Origin of the sequence: Butyrivibrio sp. VCB2001 (assembly GCF_000423965.1) — a bacterium.
GTDB lineage: Bacteria > Bacillota > Clostridia > Lachnospirales > Lachnospiraceae > Butyrivibrio.
This window is the reverse complement of the sequence record NZ_AUIZ01000008.1, coordinates 158,749-181,732: the sequence shown is the minus strand read 5'-3', so window position 1 is coordinate 181,732 and position 22,984 is coordinate 158,749. Positions and strand designations below refer to the sequence as shown.

Annotated in this window: 20 protein-coding genes; 1 reads left to right on the top strand and 19 read right to left on the bottom strand. The window is 41.2% G+C overall.

Translation table 11 applies throughout. From position 1 onward, the window contains the following. From G589_RS0110385 to rpmF, 8 genes are all read right to left on the bottom strand, one after another. Nucleotides 1-879 carry a YitT family protein gene (locus G589_RS0110385; RefSeq protein ID WP_026522092.1) on the bottom strand — a complete coding sequence of 293 codons (879 nt, stop codon included), beginning with the start codon at nucleotides 877-879 and terminating at the stop codon, nucleotides 1-3. After that, nucleotides 879-2,105: a threonine ammonia-lyase gene (gene ilvA / locus G589_RS0110380; protein ID WP_026522091.1), complete on the bottom strand. Its 1,227-nt coding sequence runs from the start codon at nucleotides 2,103-2,105 to the stop codon at nucleotides 879-881. Before ilvA ends, G589_RS0110385 begins: the two co-directional genes overlap by 1 nt. Then, complete coding sequence (gene ftsY / locus G589_RS19595; protein ID WP_051192313.1) at nucleotides 2,098-3,087, bottom strand: signal recognition particle-docking protein FtsY; 990 nt, start codon at nucleotides 3,085-3,087, stop codon at nucleotides 2,098-2,100. The genes ilvA and ftsY overlap by 8 nt, the downstream gene beginning before the upstream one ends. Further along, a complete protein-coding gene (smc, locus tag G589_RS0110370) occupies nucleotides 3,087-6,644 on the bottom strand; it encodes a chromosome segregation protein SMC (RefSeq protein WP_026522090.1) in 3,558 nt (1,185 codons plus the stop codon). The genes ftsY and smc overlap by 1 nt, the downstream gene beginning before the upstream one ends. Beyond that, nucleotides 6,644-7,339 (bottom strand): ribonuclease III, encoded by a 696-nt coding sequence (gene rnc / locus G589_RS0110365; protein WP_196811873.1) that lies wholly within the window; start codon nucleotides 7,337-7,339, stop codon nucleotides 6,644-6,646. The genes smc and rnc overlap by 1 nt, the downstream gene beginning before the upstream one ends. 55 nt (nucleotides 7,340-7,394) lie before the next feature. Continuing rightward, nucleotides 7,395-7,631: an acyl carrier protein gene (acpP, locus tag G589_RS0110360; RefSeq protein ID WP_022767086.1), complete on the bottom strand. Its 237-nt coding sequence runs from the start codon at nucleotides 7,629-7,631 to the stop codon at nucleotides 7,395-7,397. A gap of 41 nt (nucleotides 7,632-7,672) precedes the next feature. Continuing rightward, nucleotides 7,673-8,677: a phosphate acyltransferase PlsX gene (gene plsX, locus G589_RS0110355; RefSeq protein ID WP_022767085.1), complete on the bottom strand. Its 1,005-nt coding sequence runs from the start codon at nucleotides 8,675-8,677 to the stop codon at nucleotides 7,673-7,675. A gap of 146 nt (nucleotides 8,678-8,823) precedes the next feature. Further along, nucleotides 8,824-9,006 (bottom strand): 50S ribosomal protein L32, encoded by a 183-nt coding sequence (rpmF, locus tag G589_RS0110350; RefSeq protein WP_022764007.1) that lies wholly within the window; start codon nucleotides 9,004-9,006, stop codon nucleotides 8,824-8,826. 279 nt (nucleotides 9,007-9,285) lie between these two features. Here rpmF and G589_RS0110345 point away from each other — a divergent pair, with 279 nt between their 5' ends. After that, the gene (locus tag G589_RS0110345; RefSeq protein WP_026522088.1) at nucleotides 9,286-10,146 is read left to right on the top strand and encodes an AraC family transcriptional regulator; all 861 of its coding nucleotides are present in this window, start codon (nucleotides 9,286-9,288) and stop codon (nucleotides 10,144-10,146) included. Nucleotides 10,147-10,183: 37 nt separating this feature from the next. Here G589_RS0110345 and G589_RS0110340 read toward each other — a convergent pair whose 3' ends face one another. The 11 genes from G589_RS0110340 to ilvB all read right to left on the bottom strand — a co-directional run bounded on the left by G589_RS0110340 (nucleotide 10,184) and on the right by ilvB (nucleotide 22,978). Further along, nucleotides 10,184-11,218 carry a branched-chain amino acid aminotransferase gene (locus G589_RS0110340; protein WP_022767083.1) on the bottom strand — a complete coding sequence of 345 codons (1,035 nt, stop codon included), beginning with the start codon at nucleotides 11,216-11,218 and terminating at the stop codon, nucleotides 10,184-10,186. A gap of 99 nt (nucleotides 11,219-11,317) precedes the next feature. Further along, entirely contained in the window at nucleotides 11,318-12,670 is a 1,353-nt protein-coding gene (locus G589_RS19590) for an AI-2E family transporter (protein WP_051192312.1), read from the bottom strand. 28 nt (nucleotides 12,671-12,698) lie between these two features. After that, on the bottom strand, nucleotides 12,699-13,520 hold the full coding sequence (locus G589_RS0110330; protein WP_026522087.1) for an Mrp/NBP35 family ATP-binding protein: 822 nt from the start codon (nucleotides 13,518-13,520) through the stop codon (nucleotides 12,699-12,701). 26 nt (nucleotides 13,521-13,546) lie between these two features. Next, on the bottom strand, nucleotides 13,547-14,506 hold the full coding sequence (locus tag G589_RS0110325; protein WP_026522086.1) for a glycosyltransferase family 2 protein: 960 nt from the start codon (nucleotides 14,504-14,506) through the stop codon (nucleotides 13,547-13,549). A gap of 132 nt (nucleotides 14,507-14,638) precedes the next feature. Then, entirely contained in the window at nucleotides 14,639-15,127 is a 489-nt protein-coding gene (leuD, locus tag G589_RS0110320) for a 3-isopropylmalate dehydratase small subunit (protein WP_026522085.1), read from the bottom strand. 12 nt (nucleotides 15,128-15,139) lie between these two features. Then, a complete protein-coding gene (gene leuC, locus G589_RS0110315) occupies nucleotides 15,140-16,411 on the bottom strand; it encodes a 3-isopropylmalate dehydratase large subunit (RefSeq protein WP_026522084.1) in 1,272 nt (423 codons plus the stop codon). Nucleotides 16,412-16,498: 87 nt separating this feature from the next. Further along, on the bottom strand, nucleotides 16,499-18,952 hold the full coding sequence (locus G589_RS0110310; protein ID WP_026522083.1) for a YfhO family protein: 2,454 nt from the start codon (nucleotides 18,950-18,952) through the stop codon (nucleotides 16,499-16,501). A 57-nt stretch (nucleotides 18,953-19,009) separates the two neighbouring features. Next, nucleotides 19,010-20,038: a ketol-acid reductoisomerase gene (gene ilvC / locus G589_RS0110305; protein ID WP_026518980.1), complete on the bottom strand. Its 1,029-nt coding sequence runs from the start codon at nucleotides 20,036-20,038 to the stop codon at nucleotides 19,010-19,012. Between the two features lie 36 nt (nucleotides 20,039-20,074). Next, the gene (gene ilvN, locus G589_RS0110300) at nucleotides 20,075-20,587 is read right to left on the bottom strand and encodes an acetolactate synthase small subunit (RefSeq protein WP_022767061.1); all 513 of its coding nucleotides are present in this window, start codon (nucleotides 20,585-20,587) and stop codon (nucleotides 20,075-20,077) included. A gap of 264 nt (nucleotides 20,588-20,851) precedes the next feature. Beyond that, nucleotides 20,852-21,334, bottom strand: coding sequence for an acetolactate synthase small subunit (gene ilvN / locus G589_RS0110295; RefSeq protein ID WP_026522082.1), 483 nt, complete (start codon nucleotides 21,332-21,334; stop codon nucleotides 20,852-20,854). Between the two features lie 18 nt (nucleotides 21,335-21,352). Further along, nucleotides 21,353-22,978, bottom strand: a complete 1,626-nt coding sequence (ilvB, locus tag G589_RS0110290; protein WP_026522081.1) for a biosynthetic-type acetolactate synthase large subunit — start codon at nucleotides 22,976-22,978, stop codon at nucleotides 21,353-21,355. Between the last annotated feature and the right edge of the window lie 6 nt (nucleotides 22,979-22,984).

The following is a 22,984-nucleotide window of genomic DNA, read 5'->3' as shown; positions in this document are numbered from 1 at the left end:
TTACATTCTCTCGTCGAAATAGCTTTTGTATCCCTCACCGAAGATCTCACTTGCACTGGTAATGATCATAAATGCGTTTGGATCCTCTTCTCTTACGATGTCTTCAGCAAGAGGTGAGAGTCTCTTTTTGATAGCGCACATTATTACTTTCTTTTTCTCTCCGCTGTATGCCCCCTGAGCGAATACATGTGTTGCACCGATATCCAGCTCATCTAACAGCCTTGCTGTAATAATGTCCGGTCTGTCTGAAATGATGTAAATAAGCTTGGCACTGTCTCTTCCGTACAGAACAAAGTCAACAACTGCGCTGACAACGAGAACTGATAAGAAAGAATACATAGCAGCTGCAAGATCGTTAAATACTATAGCTGCTATCACCAGAACTATCATATCAGTCATGATATAGAGAATTCCGGTTTTAATATGAGGGTACCGAAGCCTTAACAGTTTAATTATAACATCCGTACCACCACTTGTGGCATGACATTTAAATATCAGTCCGATAGCAACGGCAGTCATGGCACTTCCGATGGTAACAGCAAGGATCATATCGTGTATTATGTACTGTCCGAAGTACTTGGTACACAGATCCGTAAATACAGAAATCATTGTTGTGGCATAAATTGTTGAAATGGTAAATCTTATGCCGAATTTCATAATGGCTATGAGAAGAATAGGTATGTTCAGTATAAGAAACCACATACCTGTTCCTATTCCAACAAGCCTGTTAAGTACAATTGCAAGACCGGTCATTCCACCGGGTGCAAGGTTATTTGGGTCTACCAAAAGACTCGTTCCAACTCCGTAGATTAGAGCTGCAAATGTTATTATCAGATACTCCTTGAGTCTCTTCTTTGGTGATATTTTCTTTGAATTCATTAAATATTGGTCCTTACGATTCTGGGTTTGTAACCGTTGTCGTTAAGAGCTTTCATTATCTGCTCCTTATGCTCGGTTCCAAATGCCTCCAGAGTGATTCTAAGCTCAACTGCAGCGTTTCTGTTTATTGAAACAAATTGGTTATGCTCTAATTTTATAACATTTCCTTTTACTTCGGCTATAATTCCTGAAACTCTTGATAATTCACCTGGCTTATCAGGTAAAAGAACTGAAACCGTAAATATACGGTCTCTCATGATAAGACCCTGCTGAACAACTGAAGACATGGTGATGATATCCATGTTTCCGCCGGAAAGTACGCATGCAACCTTCTTATCCTTAAGATCAAGCTGCTTGAGCGCTGCAACAGATAAAAGACCGGAGTTCTCAACCACCATCTTGTGGTTCTCAACCATATCAAGGAATGAAACAACAAGGTCTTCATCGGGAACAGTGATTATCTCATCAATGTTCTTACGAAGGTAAGGGAAAATATGCTCTCCGGGAGTCTTAACAGCTGTACCGTCAGCAATTGTGTTTACTGAAGGAAGCGTTACCACATGTCCTGCCTTAAATGACTCCTGCATGCAATTAGCACCGGCGGGCTCTACACCTATTACCTTGATCTTGGGATTAAGGAGCTTGGCAAGTGTTGAAACGCCTGTTGCAAGTCCGCCTCCACCGATTGGTACAAGGATCACATCGACTGTAGGAAGTTCCTTAATAATCTCCATGGCTATTGTGCCCTGACCTGTTGCTACATCAAGATCATCAAAAGGATGAACCAGTGTATATCCGTTTTCCTTGGCAAGCTCAAGGGCTTTCTGGTATGCCTCATCGTATACGTCTCCGTAGAGTACAACTTCTGCACCAAGCGCCTTGGTTCTGTTAACTTTGATAAGAGGAGTTGAAGTAGGCATGCAGATAACAGCCTTTACTCCGTACTGTTTTGCAGCGTATGCTACACCCTGTGCGTGATTGCCGGCAGATGCTGTAATAAGTCCCTTACTGCGCTCTTCATCTGTAAGAGTTGTGATCTTGTAATAAGCACCTCTTACCTTGTAAGCACCGGTTCTCTGAAGGTTTTCAGGCTTTAAATAAACCTTACCACCAGTAACTGAGCTCCAGTAGTCACTGTAAATGAGTTTGGTATCAAGGGTTACTTTCTTGACATCTTCATACGCTTCTTCAAATTTGTCCAGGGTCATCTTGTTTTCGTCAGCCATTGCTATTCTCCTGTTCCTCTTTATTTTCTTCATCTTTATCATTATCAGTCTCTGCATCATCTCTTTCTACATCAAAGAGTGCATCGACAAATTCATCTGAATTAAATCTCTCAAGGTCATCAATACCCTCGCCGACACCCACATATTTAACGGGGATATTAAGCTCGGATACGATAGCAACGGCAATACCACCTTTGGCAGTTCCGTCAAGCTTTGTAAGAACTATACCTGTAAGGTCGGCTGCTTCTCCGAATTCTCTTGCCTGATTGATGGCATTCTGGCCTGTTGTACCGTCAAGAACAATGAAGTTCTCGCGCCAGATTCCGGGAAGCTCTTTGTCAATGATCCTGTTCATCTTGGCAAGCTCTTCCATCAGGTTTTTCTTGTTATGAAGTCTTCCGGCAGTATCAACAATCAGAATATCGCAGTCCCTTGCTTTAAAAGCTGATGTTGCATCATAGATAACGCTGGCCGGATCTCCTCCCTCACGTCCTGTTATTATGGGAGTCTGAGCTCTCTCAGCCCAGGTAGCAAGCTGCTCAGTTGCTGCAGCTCTGTAAGTATCGGCAGCTGCGATAATTACTTTCTTGCCTTTATTTCTGTAAATGGAAGCAAGCTTACCAACAGTCGTTGTCTTACCGACGCCGTTAACACCAATGATAAAGATTACTGTCTTCTTGTTCTCAAAGCTGTAGTCATCACCATCAGTTCTCATCTGTTCTCTGATATTCTGAACCAGGAGCTCTTTGCACTTGGCACGGTGAATAATTCCCTGTTCCTTGACCTGAGCCCTTAGTTTATCAATGATCCTGCTGGTTGCGTTGATGCCGATATCAGCCATAATAAGGACTTCTTCAAGTTCTTCATAGAACTCCTCATCTACAAATGCATCATCGTAAAAGACATTGTCCATTCCCCAAAGAAATTTATCTCTGGTCTTGGCAAGTCCGATCTGAAGTTTTGCAAAAAAGCCTTTTGCCATTAGTTTGTAAGCTCCTTATCAATCAGGTTTACGCTGACAAGGGTAGATACACCCTTCTCCTGCATGGTGATTCCGTATAGTCTGTCGGCACTTTCCATTGTACCTCTTCTGTGAGTAATAACAATAAACTGTGTGCTTGCAAGCTTGTGAAGATATTTGGCAAAACGTACAACGTTATTCTCATCGAGAGCCGCCTCAATCTCATCAAGCAGACAGAATGGTGAAGGCTTTAAGTTCTGAATAGCAAACAAAAGAGCTATTGCAGTAAGGGCCTTCTCTCCTCCGGACATCTGCATCATATTAACAAGTTTCTTGCCCGGTGGCTGTGCATTGATCCTGATTCCTGCTTCAAGAACGTCTTCATCCTCAGCAAGTTCAAGTGCACCGTGTCCGCCTCCGAACATCTCTTTGAAGACTTTATCAAACTCTTTGTTGATGAGTTCGAACTGCTCGATGAACTGCTTTCTCATAGATTCATCAAGGTCTTTAATAATCTCTTTAAGCTGCTGCTCAGCCTCGATAAGATCATCATGCTGTGTCTTCATAAAGGTATATCTCTCCATGAGGTTCTTGTAGTCCTCAATGGCATTTACATTTACGTCACCAAGCTTTTTGATAGAATCCTTGAGAGTATGTGTTTCCTTCCTCATGGATGGAATATCAGTCATCTCTTCATCTCTCATCTGTGCTGCATCTGCAAGAGTAATCTCATACTCGTTCCACATGTAGTTGATCTGAGATTCGATGGATTCCTGAGCTCTCTCTTTCTTACCAACAAGTCTTATTACCTCTTTTTCAAGGTCAGACATCTGCTTGTTGAGTTCCTGTGTCTTATCAAAGAATTCCTTCTGAGAAACAGAAAGCGCATTCTTGGCTTCTTTCTTTTCTTCAAGTTCCTTGGTTGCATCTGTCTGGACATCTGTAGAAGCTTCTATAGTGAGCTTTATCTCTTCGATATCCTTTTTACTCTGCGCAAGAGACTCATCATTTTTCTTGATGGTCTCAAGGATTTCTTCTAATGCTTCCTCTTCACTTTCGATATCTGCATTGATACGGTCAAGGTTTTGCTTCTGGAAATCCTGCTTCTGTACGAATTTCTCGTACTCGATATCCCATTTTGCAACCTTTTCGTTCTTGACCTCTTCGTCCTGATGGAGAGTTTCGAGCTGACCCTGGAAGGTCTGAACTTTCTCTGAGCACTGTTTCTCGAGTTCTTCAGATTCTTTCAACTGCAAAAGAGCCTGTTCCTTCTCAGCAGCTATTTCGCTGAGCTTACTCTCAATCTCGGCATTTTCTGTCTTAAGGTCTGAGTATGAACCCTTTTGCTCTTCCTGCTTCTTCTCCTCGTTTTCAACGTTGATCCTGGCAGTGTTCTGAGCAATGAACTTTCCCTGAAGTTCAGTCCTTAATTCTTCTGCAAGAGTGCGAAGCTCATTTCTCTTGGATTTAAGGCCATCAATCTCAGCCTGAGTATCTTCTACCTTCTGCTTGTACTTCTTTACATTAGCTTCAAGATCTTCCATTTCTCTTCGCCTTCCGAGAAGGTTTGAGTTGTTCTTGAAAGCACCACCACTGATAGCTCCGCCGGGTACCAAAAGCTCACCCTCTAAAGTTACCATTCTTACGGTATATTTGTATTTCCTTGCAATCTTAACGGCATTGTCAACATTATCAACTGCGACAATCCTGCCAAGCATTGCTTTCGCAACTTTTTTATACTTGGGATCGGTCTTAACAAGCTCATCAGCCATTCCAAGTACTCCCGGCTCTTCCAAAGCTTCTTTTGCCTTGAGCTCCGGAGGATTATCAAGCGATGTCAGAGGAAGGAAAGTTGCTCTTCCTGCTTTTGACTGCTTGAGATATGCGATCATCTCCTTGGCTGTCTCTTCATTGTCTGTGACAATGTTCTGGATATTTCCACCTAGGGCAACCTCAATAGCTGTCTCATACTTAGGCTCGGTCTTTATGATATCTGCAACGACACCGATGATTCCCTTGTTATCTTCCTTTCGCTCCATGACCTTTTTAACACTACCGCCATAGCCTTCATATCTTTCAGTCAGGTTTGCAAGAGCTTCAAGTCTTGATTTCTCCTGCTGGAAGAGTTCCTGGGTCTTTCTGAGCTCAGTATCCTTGATGCTCATGGTTTCACGGATGCTGAGTACTTCTTTCTCAGTTTCTTTTTGCTTTTTGTTCATCTCAGAGATCTCGGCAGTTATGCTGTCAAATTCATCCCTGAGTTTCTTCAAAGTCTCTTCCTGCCTTGATTCATCGGAACGGGCACGAACAAGTTTGCCTGTAAGTTCAGCCTTTCTGATGTTTACCTGTTCCTTCATGGTATCAAGGGAACTGAGCTTGGACTTGATGTTTGATCTGGTGTTAATGGTATTGATAATAGTGCTCTTGCACTCTTCAATTTCGTTATTAATACTGTCAATCTGAGCAAGAGTTGCTTCGAGTTCTTTCTTGGCACTTTCTCTGTCTGACAAAAGACCTTCTGCTTCCTTGTCAATTGCCTCTTTTTCCTCGAGGTACTTATCTCTTTCCGCATATCTGACTTCGAGTTTTTCACGCTCATCCTTTTCTCTTTTCTTGAAATGAGCGTCATTGTCAGTTGCTGACTTGATCTTTTCGTTCAGGATACCGATCTGTCCCTCGAGCTTTTCTCTTTTAACTGATGAATCAGTGATCTTAGCTCTTGCTTCATCGATCTCTTTATCTATTTCTTCCAGCTGTTTCTGGATGTTTTCGTATTCTTCTTTTGTCTTTTCGTAGCTGCCTTTTGCTTCTTCCAAGGACTCTGTAGCTACATTGTAATTGTTTTCAGCTTCTTCGAGCTGCTGTTTCTGGAGCTTGTTCTCAACCAGGAACATATTTACGTCGAGGGTCTTAAGTCTTTCACGAAGTCTTAAAAACTCTTTTGCAACCTCTGACTGCTTCTCCAAAGGTCCAACCTGTTTCTCAAGCTCTGAGAGAATATCTGAAAGTCTTGTCAGGTTAATCTTTTCCTCTTCGAGCTTCTTGATGGCTGTTTCCTTACGGGTCTTGAATTTAACGATTCCGGCAGCTTCATCGAAAAGATTTCTCCTGTCCTCGGGCTTACTTGAGAGAATCTGGTCAATCTGGCCCTGTCCGATGATGGAATAGCCCTCTTTACCGATACCGGTATCCATAAAGAGCTCATTTACATCCTTAAGTCTGCAGGATGAGCCGTTTATCATATATTCACTCTCTCCGGAGCGGTAAAGACGCCTGGAGACAGTTACTTCATCATAATCAATAGCAAGGGAATGGTCGGAATTATCCAATGTGATGGCAACATAAGCATAGCCAAGAGGCTTTCGAAGCTCTGTGCCTGAGAAAATAACATCCTGCATGGATCCGCCACGCAGCTGTTTGATACGCTGTTCACCAAGAACCCACCTTACTGCGTCAGCTACATTACTCTTACCTGAGCCGTTAGGTCCTACGATTCCTGTTATACCGTTGTGAAAATCGAACTTTATCTTATTGGCAAAAGATTTAAAGCCATGAATCTCAATACTTTTTAAGTACATTACTGCTTATTCTTTAATACAAGAAGAGCCTGACTGGCGGCTTTCTGCTCCGCAGCCTTTTTGGTCTTTCCTGTCCCCTCTCCCAAATTCTTATCTCCGACATAAACGCGGACCTCAAATATTTTATCATGTTCAGGTCCACTTTCGCCACATATTTCATACCTTACTTCGCCCAAATTTTCTCCCTGGGCTACTTCCTGCAGCATTGATTTGCTATCTCCAAACATTACAACAGCATCTGTGTTTGTGAGTATATAGCTGTCAATAAAACGCTTAGACTGCTCGATTCCTCCATCAAGGAAAAGAGCTCCTATAACAGCCTCCATTACATCGGCTATGATTGACTCTTTATCACGGCCTCCGGTTGCTTCTTCTCCTTTTCCGAGAAGAATGTAGCTTTTAAGATCCAGCTCTTTTGCATCAAAGGCCAGAGCACCTTCACAAACGAGTGATGCTCTCATCTTGGACATTTCGCCCTCTTTTTTATCAGGGAATTTCCTAAACAGATAGGCACTTGAGATCATCTCAAGCACAGCGTCACCAAGAAACTCAAGCCTTTCATAGTCAGGGTGCCTGTTTATCTTTTGCTCATTTACAAAAGAGCTATGAGTAAAAGCCTGAATAAGAAGCTGTTTGTCTCTGAATGTGTAACCGATGAGCTGCTCGAATCTGCTTATATCTTCATCCTTAATCATAATTTCTCCAATATATAAATAATGAGGCAGCTATAACAGCCGCCTCAAAGTCATCTTATTTACTTGCGATTGCGCTCTTGAGGAGTTCTACGGCTTCTCCTACAGTAGTGATATTCTCTGTCTTCTCAGGATCGATCTGAACATCAAATTCATCCTCAAGCCCCATGATGATCTGGAAAAGATCAAGTGAATCAGCTCCAAGATCCTCTGTAAAGGTTGTCTCAGGCTTGATCTCCTCAGGATCAACGTTAAGTACGTTTGCAATAACTTCTTTCATCTTCTCGAATTCCATTTTAAATCTCCGTTCCTTTTATAAATATTTAGCACTAATTATCATTCAGATATCTTTGCGCTAATCTTCTCACTAATCTTCTGTTCTGTAAAGGTTACACACTGTAAAATTGAATTTTTTACTTCAATTTCGTTGGCACTGCCATGTGTCTTAACAACAAGGCCCTTAAGTCCAAGCATTGGTGCTCCGCCGTACTGATCCAGGCTGTAATTAGCAAGTGATTTCTTGAGGTCATCCTTAATAAGAAGCGCTCCTATCTTGGTCTTAAGACTTCCCATGAGTGAACCTTTTATGATGTGCATCATGGATTTAGCAACGCCTTCATACATCTTAAGGATAACATTTCCTGTAAATGCCTCACATACGATGATATCAGCCCCGCCGGCAGGAATATCTCTTGCCTCAACGCTTCCGATGAAGTTGATATCGGGACAATTCTTAAGAAGAGGGAATGTCTCTTTTACTAAAGCGTTACCCTTCTCCTCCTCAGCACCTATATTGACAATTCCAACCGTTGGATTCTTGATCCCTAAGATGTTCTCCATATAAACAGTTCCCATCTTGGCAAATTGTACAAGGTGTGAAGATCTGGCATCCACGTTAGCGCCGCAGTCGATAAGGAGTGATGTGCCTTTCTCTGTTGGGATAAGAGGTGCAAGTGGAGCTCTCTCTACCCCTTTGAGTCTTCCGATGATAACCTGGCCACCAACAAGTGTTGCTCCGGTACTTCCGGCAGAAACATAGGCATCAGCTTCTCCATGGCTGACCATATACATGGCCTTAACTATAGAAGAATCTTTCTTCTTACGGATTGCCATTACAGGTGGTTCTGCCATCTCGATCACTTCTGTGGCATTTACAACCTCAATCTTGTCCTTGGGATAGTCATATTTGGAGAGTTCTGCGTTTACAGCCTCTTCTTGACCAACAAGAAATACCTTGAGGTTACTATTCTCCTTAACGGCATCAACGCTGCCTTTTACAGTTACAAAAGGCGCATTGTCTCCGCCCATGGCGTCAACTGCAACTCTAACAAGTTCAGACATATTAAGTCCATCCTCAAATTATTTTTCGCGTAAACAAATTCCGCAATCTTTAAACATTCTACTAAAGTGCTATACAAAAATCAAGGCTTTCCAGCATAAGCCGGAAAGCCTTTAATTCTTTGTAAAAATGAGGTTTTACTAAAAAATTAATCCTCAACTTCAACAATGCTCTTCTTATTGTAATAGCCGCACTTCTTGCATGCACAATGTGGCTGCATAAGAGCTCCACAGTGACTGCACTTTACCAAAGTAGGAGCTGTCATTTTCCAGTTAGCTCTTCTCTGATCTCTGTGGCCTTTTGATGACTTATTCTTTGGGCAGATTGACATTTCAGTAACACCTCCTTACTGTATCCGTATAAGAAACTGCCTTTTTATGGGCAATCAATTACGTTTAATCATTTGCATACCTATGTATTGTAACTAGCAGGTAAGTATTTGTCAACAGTTTTTTAATACCCTTATATCATATTTTTTCAGATATAAGAAATCTATCATTTTTATAATTTCTCACTTTTTGATAAAAACATATCAAATCTTGAAAATAATGAAGTCTTCCTGTATCATTACTTCTGTCGGTATTTATTTTATCATAAGCGGAGAACAATCATGAAAGAACTTAATTCCTGTAAGGAAGCAATGGCTAAAAGTATTGAGAATAAGTATTTTGCCGTTGCACATCTATATAAGGATGAAAAAGCCATGGAGATGCATATCCATGACTGCTATGAAGTCTATTTTTCAATTTCCGGTGGGAAGCAGTTCCTTATAGATAATCAGGTATATGATATCGCTCCCGGAGATCTTTTCCTTATTAATCAGTACGACTCCCACTATCTCACTCAGATTGATAAAGAGCTACACGAGAGAATCGTTATCATGATTGATCCTGAGTATATGCGAAGCATATCCACGGAAGAGACCAATCTTGACGCATGTTTCCAGGGAAGATCAGAGCACTTCTCTCACAAGGTAAGCCTCACCCAGGAGCAACAAGGCAGATTCTTATACTTCATAAACAAACTTGTAACCAGCAACGGCTATGGTCATGACCTTTTAGAACGTGCAACCTTCACAGAACTCTTCGTCATGATCAACAAGATCGTCGCTGACAGGGAAAATAACACAGAGGCTGAGAAGCCTTCAACCTACAACGAACAGGTTGACTCCATTCTCTCCTACTTAAACAACAACCTCCAGTACCCGGTTAGCATCGGCGATCTTTCCAAGCACTTTTATATAAGCGAATCCTATATATGTAGAATTTTTAAAGCCGCCACCGGTACAACAATAAACAAATACATGACAGCGCGTCGTATATCCATCGCCAAGTCATTACTTGCTGAAGGCGTTGGTGTTAGTGAAGTCTGCGAACGCTGCGGCTTTTCCGATTACAGCAACTTCCTGAAAGCCTTCACCAAGTCAGTAGGAATATCACCAAAGAAGTATTCTCAGTACTGCAACAAATAAAAATAGCCTCAGGCTCTTGGCCTGAGGCATTATTTTTTTACATCTTGATTTCGTGGATCCATCCTTCCGGAGCTTCTACTGTGCCCATCTGGATACCTGTGAGGGTGTCGTAGAGCTTTTTGATTACGGGACCCATCTCGTCCATTCCATTCACGAAGCAGATCTCTTTTCCGTGATCATTGATCTTGCCTACAGGTGAGATTACAGCTGCTGTTCCGCAAAGTCCCATCTCAACGAAATCTGAAACCTCTGAAAGCTTAACAGGTCTCTCTTCTACGTTCATGCCAAGGATCTCTTTTGCAACATAAACAATTGATCTTCTTGTGATTGAAGGAAGAATTGAATCTGTGTGTGACTTAGGAACTACAAGTGAGCCGTCCTTGGTTACGAAGATGATGTTAGCTCCGCCTGTCTCCTCAATGTAGGTTCTCGACTCAGCATCAAGATATACATTCTCTGCAAAGCCCTCTTCATGAGCTGTAACAATAGCATGAAGACTCATTGCATAGTTAAGTCCGGCCTTGATGTTACCTGTTCCGTGAGGTGCTGCTCTGTCGAAATCACTGATCTTAACAACGATTGGCTTAGCACCACCCTTGAAATAAGGTCCAACAGGTGTTACAAAGATTCTGAACTGATATTCATCGGCAGGCTTAACACCGATTACATTACCTGTTGCAAACATAACAGGTCTGATATAAAGTGTTGCACCGCTTCCGTAAGGTGGTACCCAGTCAGCGTTTGCTGCAACAACTTCTTCTACTGCCTTAATAAATCTATCTTCCGGGAAAGAAGGCATCTCAAGTCTCTTAGCGGAATCAACCATTCTCTTGGCGTTGAGATCAGGTCTGAAGGTAACAATCCTACCATCCTCTGTCTCATAAGCCTTAAGGCCTTCAAAGCACTCCTGTGCGTAGTGAAGAACTCCGGCATCCTCACTTAAGGTAATTGTGGAATCCTCTGTGATAACACCGTCATCCCATTTTCCGTCCTTGTAATTGGATACAAATCTCTTGTCGGCAACATGATAAGCGAATCCAATATTTGCCCAATCTAAATTTTTCTTAGCCATAATAACAGCTCCCCTTCCCGTACTTTAACACGTCAAAGCACTAATTAGTAACAATTATAATTCAAAATAAATTAACGTCAAGTGCCCATTATCCAAAAATCACTTCTTTGGATTCTTCTTTCTGTTAAATATCTTTTTGATACTGGACACCTTTTTTGAACCTGCATTGTATTTCGTATTGCTCTGGTCGCTCAAAAGCTTGTACTCGCCATTCTCGATATACGCCAGATCATAATAATCACTGGTATTCGTGCTCAAATCCTTTTTGCGCAGATAATGATTTGTTATCCTTGCAACAAAGGCATAGAATACAGCAAATATCGGAACTCCGATAAGCCATCCCACTATTCCCCATAGTCCGCCAAAGAACATGATTGAGAAAATAACCCAGAAGCTTGAAAGACCTGTTGAGCCTCCAAGGATATATGGTCCTAATATATTTCCATCAAACTGTTGGAGAACGATAACAAAGATCAAGAATATCAACGCCTGTATAGGATCTATCAATATCAGCAAAAGAGCTCCTGCTCCACCTCCGATATATGGTCCAAAGAACGGAATTACATTAGTAACACCAACTATAACCGAAATAAGCACAGGATAATCTATCTTCAAAATCTTGCATCCGATATAGCAAATAATTCCAATGATGATAGAATCTACAATTTTACCGCCGATAAAGCTCTCAAATGTTCTGTGCGTAAATCTGAAGGCTGAAATAAGTTCATTTGCAACGTTTTCTTTAAAGAAAGAATATGCGATCTTTTTCCCCCTTGTTGTAAATCTTTCCTTAGAATTAAGAACATAGATTGCAACAATTACACCAACGATAATATTGATGATCGCACTTACACCGGACATTACACTTTTTGAAGCAACTTTAAGCACTGTCTGCCATTCAGGAAGATAAGGCTTAATATTCCTTGTGATAAACACTGATAACGTTGCATAGTAAGAATCCAGCTGTGAATCGATCAGCTCCTGCAGATCGGGATTGTTCTCCAAAAGCGAATTGGAGTAATCATCAATCTTTTTTATATACTCGGGCAGATTATTGATGATCTCACGTATACTGCTTACCAGCTGAGGAATAATGATGATAAGAAGTGTATAGATCAGTAAGATGAATACCGCAATAGTTATCAGAACTGCTATTCCTCTCATCTGCTTTCTCTTTTTCCAATCTGCATCTTTGGAAAAAGAAACATCGATTCCTCTTTTCTTATATATAGGGATCAAAATAGTTCTTTCAATGCCGTTAAGCATTGGTATCAGTATATATGCCAGTACTACGCCCATAATAACGCCGGAAATAGAATCCAGCATTGAATTTAAGGTAGAAACCACTGTCTTGCCATGGAAAATGACGTAGTATGCAAGAAGTGTTCCTACTGCAACGAAAAATATAGTGATGCCCCAGGTTATTTGGTTTTGATTAGGCTTATTCTTCATCTCTTTTACCTCAGAATAAATATGAATATTATTCTGTCATTCCATCAAGCACGTAAACAAGACTATCAAGACAATCAACTTCGATATCTTCTGCCTTACCTGCGTCACACTTTGAAGCAAAATCAGGATTCATAGGAATTCTGCCAAGTACATCAAGACCTCTTGAAGCTGCATAAGCATCAAGCTTACTCTCTCCGAAGATATAGATTGGCTCACCACAGTGAGGACACTCCATGTAGCTCATGTTCTCAACAATGCCAAGTACAGGTATATTCATCATCTTGGCCATATTGATTGCCTTATCTACGATCATTCCTACAAGTTCCTGTGGAGTAGCCACTACAATTATTCCGTCAACAGGAAGTGACTGAAATACTGTAAGAGGCACATCACCTGTTCCCGGAGGCATATCAACAAACATGTAATCTATATCGCCCCAGTTTACATCTGACCAGAACTGTTTAACGATTCCTGCGATAACAGGTCCTCTCCATATAACGGGATCAGTCTCATTCTCCATGAGCATATTAAGAGACATTACCTTCATTCCGCCTTCTGTAGTTGCAGGAAGCATATTTCCATTCTCGTCAGCAAAGTTCAGCTTACCGATTCCAAACATCTTAGGAATGGAAGGTCCTGTAATATCTGCATCCATAATTGCTGTTTTATAGCCTTTTTTATTCATAAGAGATGCTGAAAGACCTGTTACAAGGCTCTTTCCTACGCCTCCCTTACCACTTACGATTCCGATAACCTTCTTGACTTTTGAGTTCTCATTTAAAGGAGCCCTCATGCTATCTTCCATCTGTTTCTTAAAATCTTCCGGCTTCTTGCCATGTCCGTTTGCCATAATTTCTACTACCTCTGTTTCTATACTTATTTCTGATCCTTCTCGTCGCCGAGATAAGATTCTATGATAAACCTTGGCCTGTTCTTGGTTTCAAGGTAAATCTTGCCTATATACTCACCAATAACGCCAAGGGAGATCATCATAAGACCTCCGATTGCCCAGACTGAAATGACTGTTGTTGTCCAGCCCTGAATAGTATTGCCTGTAAAGTATCTTACAAGCGAATAGATCAGTACTGCTATGCTGACAAAAAAGATGAAAAAACCAAGACCTGTGATCATCTTGATTGGCTTAGTTGAAAGGCTGGTGATACCTTCTATAGCAAAGCTGATCATCTTTTTTAAGGGATACTTGCTCTCTCCTGCAAACCTCTCGGCTCTTTCGTAGTAAACAACGTCACTCTTGTAGCCGATCATGGGAACTATTCCTCTGAGGAACAGATTAACTTCACCAAACTCTGCAAGGCCTAAAAGAGCTCTTCTGGACATCAGTCTGTAATCCGCATGGTTATAAACTGTTTTTGCACCAAGTGCGCCCATGAGCTTGTAAAAACCTTCTGCAGTTGTTCTTTTAAAGAATGTATCAGTCTTTCTGGCACTTCTTACACCGTAAACAACATCGCAGCCTTCATTGAACTTATCAATCATCTCATCAATGGCATTTATGTCATCCTGAAGATCCGCATCAAGAGAAATAGCTGCATCACAAATGTCTTTTACAGTCATAAGTCCTGCAAGAAGCGCATTCTGATGACCCATATTCTTGGAGAGATTGATACCCTGAAAAATCTCATCCTCTTCATGAAGAGCCTGTATTATCTCCCAGGTTGCATCTCTAGAACCGTCATTGACAAAAACAATTCTGCTGTCTGAAGAAATCTTGTTCTGTTCAATTAGATCGTGTAATTTGTCCCGAAGAAGGGATGAAGTAGTCGGCAGAACCTCTTGCTCGTTATAGCAAGGGATAACGCAGAAAAGCCTTCCCATAAAATATCCTCCAAATAATTTTCATACCCTCTTATAATAATACATTTAGCCAAAAATCACCATACGCTCTTACGAAGGAATCGTAGAATAATAAAAACGGGTAGTTCTTAACACAAGAACTACCCTTCTTTTTTATTTGTTGTTTATGTAATTTATAAGTCCCTCTGAATCTATGATCTTTTGCATAAATTCCGGGAAAGCCTGTCCCTGGAAGGTCTTGCCTGTTGTTTCATCGGTGATCACACCGGAATCAAAGTCAATTGAAACAGTATCTCCTGCTTTTATATTCTCGGCTGCTTCCTCGCACTCGATGATAGGAAGACCGATATTTATGGCATTTCTGTAAAAGATACGTGCAAAGCTCTTAGCAATAACGCAGCTCACACCTGCAGTCTTTATTACAAGCGGCGCATGTTCTCTTGAAGAGCCACATCCGAAGTTTTTATCAGCAACGATGATATCGCCTTCTTTTACATTATTTACAAAGTCCTTATCGATATCCTCCATACAGTGAGTCGCAAGCTCTTTTGCATCAGAAATGGCAAGATATCTCGCAGGAATAATTACGTCAGTATCAACATTATCTCCGTATTTAAAAACTGTTCCCTTTGCAGCTTTCATCTCAAATCCTCCTTAAAGTCCAAGCTCGCTGGGCTCGGAAATCTTTCCTGTAATAGCACTTGCTGCTGCAACAGCAGGTGAAGCAAGATAAATCTCAGAATCAATGGCGCCCATTCTTCCAACAAAGTTTCTGTTGGTTGTTGATACGCACTTTTCACCTGAAGCAAGAATACCCATATATCCACCAAGACATGGTCCGCATGTAGGTGTTGAAACAATTGCTCCGGCTTCTATAAAGGTCTTTAACAGTCCTTCTTGCATTGCCTGAAGGTAAATCTTCTGAGTTCCCGGGATGATGATGCATCTCATGCCATCTGCAACGTGTCTTCCCGACAGGATCTCAGCTGCACAGCGAAGGTCATTAAGGCGTCCGTTTGTACATGATCCGATTACAACCTGATCTATCTTTGTATCTTCGATTTCATCAAAGGTATGTGTATTCTCAGGAAGATGAGGGAATGCAACCGTTGATTTCAAAGTGCTAAGGTCAATTGTGTACTCTTTGTCATACTCAGCATCGGGATCAGCTTCAAATATCTTGTATTCCTTACCCGGTGCATGCTCTTTAAGGTACTCGATAGCAATTTCATCAACAGGGAAAATTCCGTTCTTACCGCCTGCTTCAATAGCCATATTGGCAATTGTAAATCTGTCATCCATCGAAAGGTTCTTTATTCCTTCACCAACGAATTCCATTGACTTATAAAGAGCTCCGTCAACACCTATCATTCCGATGATGTGGAGGATAACATCTTTTCCGCTGACCCACTTTGAAGGTTTACCAACAATATTGAACTTGATGGCTGAAGGAACCTTAAACCATGCCTTTCCTGTTGCCATTCCGGCTGCCATATCAGTAGAACCGATACCGGTAGAGAAAGCTCCGAGTGCACCATATGTGCAGGTATGAGAATCAGCTCCGATGATAACATTTCCCGGAAGTGTAAGTCCGCTCTCAGGAAGAAGTGCATGCTCAATACCCATCTGGCCTACTTCAAAGTAGTTTGTGATGTTGTTCTTCTTGGCAAATTCGCGAACACATTTGCAATTCTCAGCTGACTTGATGTCCTTATTTGGAACAAAATGATCAGGAACAAGAGCAATCTTGTCCTTATCAAAGACGCTGTCAGACTTAAATTTGGTCATCTCCCTTATTGCCACAGGGCTTGTTATATCATTCCCCAGAACAAGGTCAAGGTCTGCCTCAATAAGCTGACCTGCGCTAACCTCTGAAAGCCCTGCATGAGAAGCCAGTATCTTCTGGCTCATAGTCATTTTACTCATACCGTTAATCTCCTTTGATGTCTTAATATAAATCAAAAACTTTATAGCAAATATAACATAACTAACAAATCACGAACACATACAAATTTAATCGTTTTTCTTGATTATTTTTAACATTACGCAATAAAGAGCCAGCAGCAACAGTCCAAAAGCTGTCATCAATGTGCCGACAAGAAGCCCTTCCGGTCTGTAATCCACCCTGATAACATGCTCTCCTCTTTTTACCGGAATAGCCATAAGACCATAATCTGCTGTATAGATCTGCGTCTTTTTGCCATCAACTCTGCATTTGAAGCCTTTTCTGTTTGGAACGGAGAAAAATACAAGAGTATCATCTTTTAAATTAGCTGTTCTTGCAGTAAATCCATGAGTATCTGTTTCAAAACTGGTACAGGAAGTCTGCCTTCTCTTTTCACATTCCTGCGTAAACTTCAGATATGATATGTTTTCCTCAAACAAGTCCTCGGCAGTGATCTCTTTCATTGCTACAGTCTTTTCTACTTCCATTGCAACTTTGTCAGGAAGGATAAGGAGTCTTGCGAGGTCGTAGTCTCTCTCTTTTGCCTCGACATCGCTCCATTCCGACTCAGTAATGTAGTAGTCATAAGTAAATCCCATTGGTATGAAATTTAGATTTTCAAATATATCAAAACCGTTGTGAGTGTCCAGATACTGATAACCATCAGTACCCTCGCTGTTATAGTAGGTTCTGTTTTTACTGATCTCAGCATTTTCAAAATAATATTTTGCTGAAATTATCGCTCTTAAACCTGCTCTTTCAACAGGGATATTGGTTTCTACCGTTCTCTTGATGCCACCGGTACCTTCAAGGAACGTAAATATCTGTGACGGAACTGTACTTAAGAAGCAGTGGACCGAAGGGATTCCCCAGACCATATCGTAATTGGTGGATGTGGAATCGACTTCACCTCTGCAGAAATCGCTAAGGTCTACAGTGACAGTGTTTTCAAGCATCTGCTCCTGCCACATCTCTTTTCCCCTGTCACTTATTATCGAGCTTCCGTTCTTGACCGGAATATAGGTCGCAATAATGCAGCTGATCATCACAAGGAAGAAAGTTATAATCTTCCTCTTTTTATTGATAAAAAATGTGGTGGCAATAAGGAAAATACAAAGTACCGCAGTTCCGATCAAATCCCTTATAAAAATGGCATTGTTATCTGACATTTTGAAAAATACTCTTTTACCGTCTTCATCTGTACTTGGCAAGAAATAAATAAGAACAAACAGAAGAAAGAACAAAATCGCAAAGATCGTTCCTTTCTTAAATTCCTTGGTTCTACCTCTCTCAACCGTAACTGCTGTCATCTGGCTCATGATAAGCACAGGCATGTAGAACCATCTTGCATAGTAGCTTGAATTAAAGAACGAAAAGGCTGAATTAAATACCGGAATAAGAGCGATCACAAGGCATACGATAAGAAGGTGCTTCTGCCAGCTCTTTTTCTTGTCTTCAAAAAGCATAAATGCCACAACACCTGACAAGCCAAACATAGGTATATAAGCTGCCAAAGAGGCGTTTTTGACCGTACTTGTGTAAAAGAGTGTGCCCTTTCCTATAATGTCAGGAAGCATAGCCATGCTCTTAAAGATATCCCAGATCAGTTTTTCACTTGGGTAGATGAGCATATCATAGCCGCTGATAAAATTATCAAGCCTTGTATTCCCGGACACACCAACAAAAGCAGGCACCAGGAAAAATCCGGCTATAAGGACGCCTATTACACCGCTTATCAGAGCTCTGTTAAAAAGAACCAGATTCTCCCTCAGGTGATTTTTAACTCCAACCTTAACTATGTAATAGATCAGCAGAAAAAGAACCTGTCCAAAGAAGAAGTAATAATTTACTATGGACATGAATGTAGTCATCAGAATAAAGCGAATCAGCGGCTTCTTAGGAAGGTATAAATAGCCTTCATCATCTAACGTCTTCTCTTCCATCAGCCTGTCAAAGAAGTGCAGATAAAGCGGGAAAAATGCAACAGAATCTGTAAAATGATTAAATACAATGTTGCATGCATTAAAACCGGAAAAAGCAAAGAGATAGCCACCTATCATGGCGTAGACATCTCTTTTAACATATTTTCTGATGTAGATGTAAGCACAAAGCGCAGCAAATGCATACTTAAGCGCCATTAGCACAGGCATCAGATACGGAATCGCACCTTCAGGAAAAAGAACTGTCAGCCAAAAGAACGGACTTCCCCATAAATAAAATGAGAAATCTCCGGCCATACTTCCTCCGAGATCAATATTCCAATTCCAGAAAAACTCTCCGCTTCTTACAGCCCTGTGGGCAACAATATAGAAAGGAATCTGCTGAACATTGTAATCGCCGTAATAAAAAAAGGGTAATCCTCTGATAACCAAGATAGGAAGAATTGCGATAAGATACATTAAAAAGCTGCTTGCAAAGACTATTATCGGAGCATACACCCTGTTACTCGTATTCTCTTTAATGGTCAATTTCTTAGTAAGCAGCATTTCATTGTTTCCCCTGATAAAAATTAAGAGTGCCATTTACATGACACTCTTAAATATTAAGCCAAATTCAGGACTTTTTCAAATGTCCGAAAATCAGTTGTTGATGAGCTTATCAGACTCATTATTCCAGCTGTAAAGCTTTCTGATCTCAGCACCGATCTTCTCTGAAGGATGCTCAGCATGAAGCTTACGCATAGCCTGGAAGTGAACCTGTCCGCCTGCCTCTGACATATCAAGCAGGAACTCCTTAGCAAATGTTCCGTCCTGGATGTCTGCAAGGATCTTCTTCATTGTCTTCTTGGTCTCATCTGTGATGAGCTTAGGTCCTGTTACGTAATCGCCATACTCAGCTGTGTTAGAAATTGAATATCTCATTCCTGCGAAACCTGACTGGTAAATAAGGTCAACGATGAGCTTCATCTCGTGTACACACTCGAAGTATGCATTTCTTGGATCATAACCTGCCTCAACAAGTGTATCAAATCCTGCCTGCATAAGAGCACAAACACCACCGCAAAGAACTGCCTGCTCACCAAAGAGGTCAGTCTCAGTCTCTGTTCTGAAGGTTGTCTCAAGAAGACCTGCTCTTGCTCCGCCGATTCCTGCACCATATGCAAGTGCAAGGTCAAGAGCCTTACCTGTAGCATCCTGCTCAACAGCAACAAGACAAGGTGTTCCCTTACCTGCCTGATATTCACTTCTTACTGTGTGTCCGGGAGCCTTAGGAGCGATCATAGCAACGTCAACATCCTTAGGAGCCTTGATAAGACCGAAGTGTACGTTGAAACCATGAGCAAACATAAGCATATTACCTGGCTGAAGGTTGGGTTCGATGTCCTCTTTGTACATCTTAGCCTGCTTCTCATCGTTGATAAGGATCATGATGATATCAGCCATCTTAGCAGCCTCTGCTGTATTATAAACCTTAAGTCCCTGAGCCTCAGCCTTAGCCTTGCTCTTTGATCCCTCGTAAAGACCGATGATTACATTGCATCCTGAATCCTTAAGGTTAAGTGCATGTGCATGTCCCTGTGAGCCGTAACCGATAATAGCAATGGTCTTGCCCTCAAGCAGTGATAAATTACAATCTTCCTGGTAAAAAATTCTAGCATCCTGTGACATAACTAAATCCTCCATATTTTTGTTTTATATTATTCCTTACTCATCAAGGTAAATAACCTTGTCTGTGCCTCTACCAAGTCCTGCGATACCTGTTCTTGCAAGCTCTAAGATCTCATATCCCTCAAGGAGTTTAAGGAATGCATCAACCTTAGACTGGCCACCGGTAATCTCGATAATTAGTGAATCAGGACTTACGTCGATAATGTTTCCTCTGAAGATGTTTGCTGTAGCAAGTATGCTCTGTCTGTTGGTTGCCTCAGCTCTTACCTTGACCAGAGCAAGCTCTCTGTAAACCGAATCCTCAGGAAGCAGTTCGTGAATATCTCTGATATCAACAAGCTTAGCTACCTGTTTCTCAATCTGATCAAGAATGACATCATCGCCTGATGCAACAATTGTTATCCTGGTAAATCTCGGATCTGCTGTAACGCCCGCTGTGATACTCTCGATGTTGTATCCTCGTCTTGAAAACAGTCCTGATATTCTTGAAAGAACACCGGGGTTGTTATCAACGATCAGCTGAAAGACTTTTTTCTTTAATTCTTTCATTTTTCGCTCTCCAATTGTGCCTTTAACTTTAGTGTTTATCTAATACCTTTAGCACTTTAAAGTGCTAATTTTTATTGATTTAAAAGCAAGTCATTTTCTTAATATTTTGTTATTTATTGCCTTGTTTTTTCATCAATTTAAATCAAATTATACCACTTGAGTCACATAAGTCAACAAAAATATTTCATCGCTTTACACCGTTAAATTCATGTCCATAAAAATAGGGCCTCCCAGTTATTGGGAGGCCCATTTAGGTCAAAAGTATTACTGTTCTCTGCACTTTGTAAGCGCTACTGTTCCAGTGCGTGCAATCTCGACAATGCTCACACTCTTTAGCATCTCGATGAAGACTTCAATTCTGTCTGAAGTATCGCATATCTGGATTATCATCATATTTTTGGACATATCAACAATCTGAGCGTTCATGATTGTACAGTTCTCCATGATATCACGCCTGTTTTCTTTGTTGTACTTGACCTTGATAAGCATAAGTTCTCTGTTGATACTCATACTTTCTTTAAAGGTCTTTACCTTGATGACATCTATCTTCTTGTTGAGCTGCTTCTCAATCTGCTCTATGGTCCTTTCATCGCCTGTTGAGACAATAGTCATGCAGGAAACAGCCTTGTCAGCCGTCTCACCCACAACCATTGAATCAATATTAAAGTTTCTTCTTGAAAAGAGTCCTGCTACCTTTGAAAGGACACCAGCTCTGTTTTCTACAAGAACCGAGTAAATTCTCTTCATATCTTTACCTGCCTGTTTTTATCTTGTAAGTGCCATTGGATCAACCATAACTTCCATCAGTTCTGAGGAGTCATCTTTAAGGAAATCATCAAGGGCTTTCTCCATATCAGTATTTCCGTCAACCTTATAATACTCCATACCATAGGCTGCAGAAATGAGTGAAAGATCAGGATCACCCTCCAGTTTTACCATGGAATAGTTGTCATTATAAACATTGTGCTGATGCTCTCTTACCATTCCAAGATATCCGTTGTTCATGACAACTATCTTTACTTTTACACCGTATTGGCGCATTGTTGCCAGCTCCATCATAGACATCTGGAAGGCTCCGTCACCAATTACAGCAACAACCTGCCTCTTTGGTGCAGCGATCTTACCGCCGAGAGCTGCAGGAATTGAGTATCCCATTGTTCCCATTCCGCCTGATGTAAGGAATCTTCCGTTCTTTACGATATGATATGCGCAGGACCAGATCTGATTCTGTCCTACATCAGCAACGTAAATTGCATCATCATCCATTGCTTTTGAAAGAGCCCTGATGAATGCTTCCGGATCAACAAAGCCTTCTGCAGCAGGAGCTCTTAGAGTCATCATCTGCTCTTTGTAGCTTCTAAGTGTTTCAATCCACTCTTTATGATCATCTGCATGGTCATCCTGTGCAAGGAATTCAGCAAATATATGCTTGATATCACCAACCAGAGGAATTGTAGGGCCAACATTCTTTCCAATCTCGGCAGGATCCACGTCAATGTGAACCATTACTTTGTTCTCTGTTATAAGATCAGGTCTGTTCACAGCTCTGTCAGCAACTCTTGCACCAACCATCAAAAGAAGGTCAGACTCATTCATTGCCCTGTTGGCATAAGCCTTACCGTTATTTCCAACCATTCCGAAGAACAGCGGATGATCAGAAGGCATAGCTCCAATTCCCATCATTGTAGAAACTACAGGAACATCATTGAGCTCAGCAAATTTTATCAGTTCCTGGGTAGCACCACTAAGATGCACACCTCCGCCAACGCATATAATAGGCCTTTTCGCTTTTTCAACTTCCTTAATGACCTTCTTTATCTGTACAGTATTTCCCTTGACTGTAGGCTTATAGGACCTCATTGAAATAGTCTCAGGATAAGCAAACTTTTCAGTCATCTCATCATTCTGGATATCAAAAGGGATATCTATAAGTACAGGACCCTTTCTTCCGGTGCTCGCGATATAGAAAGCTTCCTTAAACACCTTTGGAATATCATTTACATCTCTGATGAGATAGCTGTACTTAACAAAAGACTCAACAGCACCTGTAATATCTGCCTCCTGGAATACATCGCTTCCGATCATATCGCTGTTAACCTGTCCGGTAATTGCGATCATGGGAATTGAATCCGCATAGGCAGTTGCTATTCCTGTAATGAGGTTAGTTGCACCGGGACCTGAAGTCACAGCACATACGCCAACCTTTCCGCTTATTCTTGCATATCCGCTTGCACAGTGAGCAGCATTCTGCTCTGTGCGGATAAGCACAGTCTTAATATCAGAATCTAAAATCTTGTTCCAAAACGGATCAATGGCAACTCCCGAATAACCGAAGATCACCTCAGTATTTTCTTTTTCAAGGCATTTTACTATGGCCTCTGCTCCAATCATGAAAGC